Here is a 7187-nt window from a genome sequence, read left to right as displayed (position 1 = left end):
GATCATGGCGGGGTGATGTTCATCGACCTGCGCGATCATTACGGCCTGACGCAGATCGTGTTCAATCCGGGCTCACCTGGTTTCGGCACGGTTGAGCGCCTGCGTGCGGAGAGCGTGATCACGCTGGAAGGCAAGGTCGTGGCCCGCGATGAGGGCCTCGTGAACCCGAATCTGGCCACGGGTGAGATCGAGGTCGTGGCGGGCGAAGTTACCGTCCGGTCGGAAGCCGCCGAGCTGCCGCTGCCTGTGTTTGGTGAACCGGACTATCCGGAAGAGATCCGCCTGACGCATCGCTATCTCGATCTGCGCCGCGAGACGCTGCATAAGAACATGATCCTGCGCAGTCAGGTGATCGCCAGCCTGCGCCGCCGCATGCTCGAACAGGGCTTCACGGAATACCAGACGCCGATCCTGACGGCGTCGAGCCCTGAAGGCGCGCGCGACTTCCTCGTGCCGAGCCGTATCCATCCGGGCGAGTTCTACGCGCTGCCGCAGGCGCCGCAGCAGTTCAAACAATTGCTGATGGTGTCGGGGTTCGACCGCTACTTCCAGATTGCGCCTTGTTTCCGCGATGAAGACGCGCGCGCAGACCGCTCACCGGGCGAGTTCTATCAACTTGATATCGAGATGAGCTTTGTCACTCAGGAGGACGTGTTCAATGCGATCGAGCCCGTCATGGCGGGTGTGTTCGAGGAGTTCGCAAACTGGGAAGGCAAGGGCCGAAAAGTTCCGGATGGCGCGTTCCCGCGTATCCCCTATGCCGAAGCCATGGCGAAATACGGTTCCGACAAGCCGGACCTGCGCAACCCGATCGAACTGGCGGATGTGTCCGAATTCTTCGAGGATGACAGCAAGACGGGCTTCGGTATCTTCGCCAAGATCATTGGCGGCGGCGGACGTGTGATCGCGATCCCAGCACCCAAGGCGGCTGCGGAGAAATCCCGCAAATTCTTCGACGAACTCGACAAGTGGGCGAAGAAGGAAATGCAGGCACCAGGACTTGGCTATGCGCGTCTCAAAGAGGCCGATGGCGGCGGTGTCGACAGCCAGGATCCTGTGCTGAAGAATTTCGAACCTGTCCATCTCGCGGCGCTTCTTGAGAAGCTCGATCTGGGGGCTGGCGACGGCATCTTCTTCTCGGCCGGCAAGAAAAGCGACGCCTACAAGCTCGCAGGCGCCGCGCGGACAAAGGTTGGCGAAGAGCTGGGCCTGATCGAGGATGGCGTGTTCCGCCTCTGCTGGATCGTCGACTTCCCGATGTACGAATATGATGAAGACAACAAGAAGGTCGATTTCAGCCACAACCCGTTCTCCATGCCTCAAGGCGGAATGGATGCGTTGTTGGCTGCTGATACTGAAGAGAAGCAACTGGACCTGAAGGCTTATCAGTACGACATCGTATGTAACGGTGTGGAACTGTCCTCTGGTGCGATCCGGAACCACAGCCCGGAACTGATGCTGAAAGCGTTCGAGCTGGCAGGTTACGGCCCTGACGTTGTGGAAGCGGAGTTTGGCGGCATGCTGAACGCATTCCGCTACGGCGCGCCGCCACATGGTGGCATTGCGCCGGGCGTAGACCGGATCGTCATGCTGCTCGCTGATGCCGAGAATATCCGCGACGTTACGCTGTTCCCGATGAACCAGCAGGCGCGTGACCTGATGATGCAGGCCCCGAGCCCTGTGGACGAAAAGCAGCTCAAAGAGCTTCACATTCGCCTTGCGCCGCAGATGAAGTCGTAAGCATTACGCCGCATCCCAAATTACAAAGGGCGGAGGGCCAAGCGCTCCGCCCTTTTCATTGACTTGCGTTTGCAAGTCTATTTGCTGGCAAAGGCCGCAGGCGCGACGGCTGTGCCGCAGAGCGGCAGGGTAAGGGTCGCTGGAAGGGTGGAACTGAGCGAGACGCACGCGCCCTCGAAGTCTGCGGTTTCAGCGCCTTTCAGGCCGGACAGGTCGGCGTCAATGAAGCGGACGTCCTTGAATGAGGCGCCATGCACAGCCGCGTTCCGCAGTTGGGAACCGGTCATGTTTGAGCCGTTGAAGACGGCGCCAGCCAGAATCGTTTCGTTTAGCCAGGACCCGGTGAGATTGGCACCTGACAGGTCTGCCGATTCCATCCGGGATCCCGTCAGGTCTGCCGAAGCAAAATTGGCTCCAACAAGCAAGGCGGTTTGAAGATTCGCGCCGCGAACATTTGCGCTCCGAAAATCAGCTCCAGATGCCTGAATACCCTGAAGGCGTGCATCAGACAGAATGGCTCCAGCGAATTGAGCAGAGGTAAGAATGGCGCCCCGCATGTCAGCGCTGGTCGCATTAGCGTTCTCAAAATTGGCATTGCCAGCCTGAACACCGCGCATGAAAGCGTATTCCATGTTCGCGCTGGAATAGTTTCCGCCAGCGAGGGACCAGCCAGTCAAATTCTTGCCGGATAGGTCACACTCCCCGCAGGCGCCTGCATAACCGGGGGACCAGGCCACGGGTTGACTCTGTGCCTGTGCCGACAAGGCGACAAAGGACATGGCGGATGCGGTAAGAAGTGCATGTACCAAGCGGATCATGGAACATGGATAACGCCTGATTTTGTTACCCCAAACTGAACAAACAGTAAGGACTGCCTAAAACACGGGAAGTGTTGCAATTCCGCCATGCCTTGGAAGACAGCGATTAACCGAAATTCGGAGAAAGAACCGCCGGTTTCTATTGATCATCTTGAAGTAATCAGGACGGAACTTCGCTCGTATCCTGTAATTCCTGCCCACACGTATCGCACTCGGCATCCCCGTCCTCGCTGATCTGGAACAGTGTGAAGCTGCCACAATTCGGGCACGCGTCGGTGAGGTAGGCTGGCGCGTTCAACGTCTCATCGTCGCCCTCCTCACCGGAAAGCTTTTCTTCGCGTTTCTTGTCCAGGATGACGATATTGTCCGGCAATTGCCCGCGTGAGAAGCCACGTGAGATCAACTGGGCGGCTTCTTCCGTAAACTCTGCGGTTTCGCGGGTTCCGTCCCCAGCGCCCCGACCGAGGCCGTCATGGGTGACATCGGCTTCGGCGAGGTCGTCCCGGCCGAGATAGGACACGGCGAGTTCGCGGAAGATGTAGTCTAGAATGGAGGTCGCTTTGGTAATGCGATCATTGCCGGTGACGGCACCAGCCGGCTCGAACCGGGTAAACACGAAGGCGTCGACGAATTCCTCCAGCGGCACACCGTATTGCAGACCGATAGAGGTGGCGATCGCAAAATTGTTCATCAGGCTCCGGAAAGCGGCGCCTTCTTTATGCATATCAAGGAAGATCTCCCCGAGCGCGCCATCATCAAACTCGCCCGTATGGAGGTAGACCTTGTGACCGCCGACTGATGCCTTCTGGATATAGCCTTTTCGGCGATCAGGGAGTCGGGTACGGGCATTTGGACCGTGACCCGTGAGAGCCGAACTTTGAGGGGATTCGTGTGGAATCTCGGCCTCTGCCGCCAGCTCGTCGGCGAGGCTGAGAATATGGTCCATGCGCTCGGCCACTTCTTCGTTTGCCGATGCCCGTATGCCGATCAACAGGGCGGACAGGCCTGCCTCGATAGCCTTGTCGGCCAAATCCAGACCGTCTCGCCCATTCACCCGGACGGTCGTCTGCCCGCCAAGCGCTTCGGAACACGCCATCGCGAAAGCCAGTTCAGCTTCTGCACCAACAGAAAGGTCCAGCCCGCATTGGCGAAAGGCCTGGGTGGCAACATCTTCGACCGTACCGTCAACGGCAGCTTCAGCATTTGAAATATCTTTTCTGGAGAACCCCATCGCGGAGAGAAGTGCGAGACCATCCGAATCGAAATTCTCTGGGGCCAGTTTCAGATCTTCGCTGATGATCTCGTCACCCAATACCCATCGGGAGAAGGCGGCGTTCAGGGGTAGTCCGTCGCTGAGCGCGCGTGTAACCCGGTCGAGGGCAGCTTCGGAGAAGCCGCGGTCTCGCAAACGGTCTGCCCCAAGGGCGGCTTCCAGGTCTTCACCTCCACAATTGGCCACCCGGTCCAATATTGTTGGGAGAGATTCTGGCGCGGTACGTGATATCGCCAGCCGAGCGCATCGCGCCAGGGTCGGGCCGTCATCGGAATAGGCCAGTACGGTGCGCACAGGCCCAGCGCCCTCGCTTTCGCATTCAGGCATCAAATCGGCGAGGTCTGTGATGGGCAGAATGGCAACCGTACAGGATTTCCGGGACGTTGCTCTGCGTGCCTCGAGACCGAGTACGCTGGCATGGCCTGCCGCTAGCGATGAGCCGGCTGCATGGGCCTTTACAAGGGCACATATCGCAGCCGCTACCAAACGTCCGTCGTCGCTATCATAGGAGAGGCCAAGCGAAAGCACGGCTGCGCCGAGACCCTGTATCAGGAGCAGGCCGTCTCCGACGCTTTTGCCAGCTGCTTCCGCCACAGAGCTCAACAAATCTGTTTCGAGTCCATCGGGGCTGACTGCCAGCGCGACATCCAGCAACCGACAAGCGGTACGTGCCGGAGCGAGGTCATCCTGAGCAAGAAGGATTTCAGCGCCTTCTTTGAGGGCACTTAATAGCAGGGTGTCGAATTCCGGATCGGCCGATTCTGCGCTGAAGACTGCTGCGGGGGGAGGCTGGTTATTGGCAGCGGCGATTCTCAAGGCCTCCGCCGTGCGTGCAAAACCGTCTGGCTGACGCAGCGCTTCTTCAAGTATGTCTTGCGGTAGGCCTGATGCCACGGCCTCCGCCAATTCTGCATTGCGTGGTGCATTGCCCAAACGTTCCAGCATTTCGGCGGTGGCAATCTGGGACGCGCCGAGCAAACCAGCAGACGCATAGGCGGACGCAACATTTCTCAGAGATTCTTCAGTAATCGGCCGCCGCCGTTTTCCCGCGGCGCGGAAGGCGGTTCCGAACTCCATCTCCGGAGAAAGCAGGCCGTCAGTCTCGGCGACCTCCACAATGGACGCAATCTCTGCAGTTTTCATCAAACCCTCCCGCGAATCACCAGCGAATCACATATTCGAGCGTGACGGTTCCGGTCAGGGGTATCAACCATTCCGGCAGCAAAATTAGCGGTCAGATCATAAAAACGTGCGTCGCATTGCCTGCGGCTGCCGTATGGATTAACTGCCCGGATAACGCCATATTACGGCCAACAAGACAGGTCAGGACATCCTCACGATGCTGAAACAGATTTTTACTTGGTGGAGCGGCAATACGATCGGAGCGGCTTTTGATATCAAGCGGCGCTCTGGCTATGTCGGGACCGACGAATACGGCAACCGCTATTTCGAGGAGCGCAAGCCGTCTCTCGAAGGGCGCAAGCGTCGTTATGTGATGTACAAGGGCCTGGCCGAGCCATCCAAGGTGCCTGCGGACTGGCATGGCTGGCTGCATCATACTGTCGAAGATCCGCCCACCAAGTCGCCGCTTACGCGCCGTGAATGGGAAACGGACCACAAGCCCAATATGACGGGCACTCCTTACGCCACCAAGCCGAAGGGCAGCCTGTCGACTGACATGGCACGCCAGAAGGCATCAGGCGACTATGAGGCATGGAACCCCGATGCGTGAATCACTCTTCGAAACCCTGATTGGCGCCGCCGTGGTCGCGGTGGCTGGAATCTTCCTCTGGTTTGCGATCGACCGCGGTGGAGAAACCCAGTCGCAAGGCGATCAGTACGAGCTTGAGGCGCGCTTCAACAATGTATCGGGCATTTCGCGCGGTTCCGATGTGCGTATCGCCGGTGTGAAGGCTGGCATCGTCAAAAGCATCGTGGGTGATCCGGAGCGGTTTGAAGCGGTTGTAACGCTCAGCCTGGACGAAAAATGGGCCCTGCCGGATGATACGGATGCCCGGGTGTCGACTGACGGTCTTCTGGGCGGAGCTTATGTGGCTCTGGAACCAGGTGGCAGCTTCGACAATATCCCCCAGGATGGGTCTGGTGAGATCAAGTATACGCGTGGCAGCGTCGACCTGCTGACCCTGTTTGCGTCCTTTGCTTCAGGCAGCGGTGGTGATGGTGCGTCCGACCCGGCGGCCAGCCCAGATGCCACAGCAGACGATGCATATCCGGATGAGGATTACCAATAATGCGTATGATGGTCTCTGCACTTGCATTGGCCGCCCTCGTTGGGGGCGTCGGACACGCGGCCACCTTCGTCCAGAAGGATACGGCCACGTTGCGCGCGCTCGACAAGATTACCGGCCGCTCCACGGATATTGACGTGAAAGTCGGTGAGCCGGTTGTCTTCGGATCCCTGAAGGTCGAACTGCAGGTCTGTTACCAGACCCCGCCGGAGGAAGCGCCGGAAAGCGCAGCATTTCTCAAGATCGCCTCGACCCAGCCTGTGGCTGTTGAGACGATGGAAGCTGCTGTCGATGCGGAGGATGTCGAAACCGTCAGCGAAGATAATCCAGAACTCTTTTCGGGCTGGATGTATGCTTCATCGCCAGGACTCAGCGCGCTTGAACATCCTGTCTATGATATCTGGGTAATACGCTGCGCTGCGCCGGAGCCTGTGAAGCTCGCACCACGTCCGTCCGAAGAGGATGCGGAATTCGAATAGAATTTGGCCTCTACAGTGAGGGCGTCTTTCAAGAGTTTCTTGAAATCCTGACGGGGTATTTCGATAAGCCCGAATTGCTCCAAGTGGGGATTATGGAACTGCGCGTCGAGCAAGACGAAACCGTCTTCGAGAAGATGCGCCACCAGATGGACCAGCGCAATCTTTGACGCGTCCGTCGCGCGTGAGAACATGCTTTCTCCAAAGAAGGCGCCGCCAAGTGCCACCCCATAAAGGCCGCCGACCAAATTGTCGCCGTCCCAGCATTCGATGGAATGGGCGTGGCCCTCGCGGTGGAGCGAGCTGTACAGATTCAGAATGGGCGAGTTGATCCAGGTGCTTTCGCGCCCCTTTGCACTCTCAGCGCACAATTCCATGACACGCGTAAAGGCCTGATCAATGGTCACGCGAAACGGATCCTGCTTGACCTTTCGGAGCAGGCGCTTGGGCACGTGGAAATCACCAAGCGGAATGATCCCTCGCATATCAGGGTCGACCAGAAACAAGTTCGGGTCATTTCGGGCATCGCCCATGGGGAAAATCCCCCGACGATAGCAAGCAAGCAGATCGGATGAACTAAACCGCTGTGACATGGAATTATATGAACCAGCGGCTTATGTGATGTCTACCC

General features: G+C 58.4%; 7 protein-coding genes. 4 read left to right on the top strand and 3 right to left on the bottom strand.

The window, feature by feature from the left end; all coding sequences use genetic code 11:
• Nucleotides 1-1740: aspartate--tRNA ligase (gene aspS, locus B2344_RS02920; protein WP_290484629.1), on the top strand; the 1740-nt coding region annotated here is incomplete at its 5' end.
• Between the two features lie 77 nt (nt 1741-1817).
• On the opposite strand, the gene B2344_RS02915 is transcribed toward aspS, so the two are convergent.
• Nucleotides 1818-2558 carry a pentapeptide repeat-containing protein gene (locus tag B2344_RS02915; protein WP_206993065.1) on the bottom strand — a complete coding sequence of 247 codons (741 nt, stop codon included), beginning with the start codon at nt 2556-2558 and terminating at the stop codon, nt 1818-1820.
• A 160-nt stretch (nt 2559-2718) separates the two neighbouring features.
• Complete coding sequence (locus tag B2344_RS02910; protein WP_290483324.1) at nt 2719-4974, bottom strand: hypothetical protein; 2256 nt, start codon at nt 4972-4974, stop codon at nt 2719-2721.
• Nucleotides 4975-5170: 196 nt separating this feature from the next.
• Between B2344_RS02910 and B2344_RS02905 the strand changes: the two genes are divergently transcribed.
• The 3 genes from B2344_RS02905 to B2344_RS02895 are packed head-to-tail and all read left to right on the top strand — an operon-like array spanning nt 5171 to nt 6559.
• Nucleotides 5171-5563 (top strand): NADH:ubiquinone oxidoreductase subunit NDUFA12, encoded by a 393-nt coding sequence (locus B2344_RS02905; protein WP_034813292.1) that lies wholly within the window; start codon nt 5171-5173, stop codon nt 5561-5563.
• A complete protein-coding gene (locus B2344_RS02900) occupies nt 5556-6083 on the top strand; it encodes an outer membrane lipid asymmetry maintenance protein MlaD (RefSeq protein ID WP_034813290.1) in 528 nt (175 codons plus the stop codon). Before B2344_RS02905 ends, B2344_RS02900 begins: the two co-directional genes overlap by 8 nt.
• Nucleotides 6083-6559: a DUF2155 domain-containing protein gene (locus B2344_RS02895; protein WP_290483325.1), complete on the top strand. Its 477-nt coding sequence runs from the start codon at nt 6083-6085 to the stop codon at nt 6557-6559. The genes B2344_RS02900 and B2344_RS02895 overlap by 1 nt, the downstream gene beginning before the upstream one ends.
• Here B2344_RS02895 and aat read toward each other — a convergent pair.
• Entirely contained in the window at nt 6472-7149 is a 678-nt protein-coding gene (gene aat, locus B2344_RS02890; RefSeq protein ID WP_206993067.1) for a leucyl/phenylalanyl-tRNA--protein transferase, read from the bottom strand. The two genes, B2344_RS02895 and aat, sit on opposite strands and share 88 nt — an antisense overlap.
• Between the last annotated feature and the right edge of the window lie 38 nt (nt 7150-7187).

Origin of the sequence: Hyphomonas sp. UBA3195, from assembly GCF_002366485.1 — a bacterium.
Lineage (GTDB): Bacteria > Pseudomonadota > Alphaproteobacteria > Caulobacterales > Hyphomonadaceae > Hyphomonas.
This window is presented reverse-complemented; position numbering and strand designations above follow the sequence as displayed.

Excerpts from the sequence above, each read along its gene's own strand:
- B2344_RS02915 (WP_206993065.1), bottom strand. The coding sequence starts at position 2,558 with ATGATCCGCTTGGTACATGCACTTCTTACCGCATCCGCCATGTCCTTT.
- B2344_RS02910 (WP_290483324.1), bottom strand. The coding sequence starts at position 4,974 with ATGAAAACTGCAGAGATTGCGTCCATTGTGGAGGTCGCCGAGACTGAC.
- B2344_RS02905 (WP_034813292.1), top strand. The coding sequence starts at position 5,171 with ATGCTGAAACAGATTTTTACTTGGTGGAGCGGCAATACGATCGGAGCG.
- B2344_RS02900 (WP_034813290.1), top strand. The coding sequence starts at position 5,556 with ATGCGTGAATCACTCTTCGAAACCCTGATTGGCGCCGCCGTGGTCGCG.
- B2344_RS02895 (WP_290483325.1), top strand. The coding sequence starts at position 6,083 with ATGCGTATGATGGTCTCTGCACTTGCATTGGCCGCCCTCGTTGGGGGC.
- aat (WP_206993067.1), bottom strand. The coding sequence starts at position 7,149 with ATGTCACAGCGGTTTAGTTCATCCGATCTGCTTGCTTGCTATCGTCGG.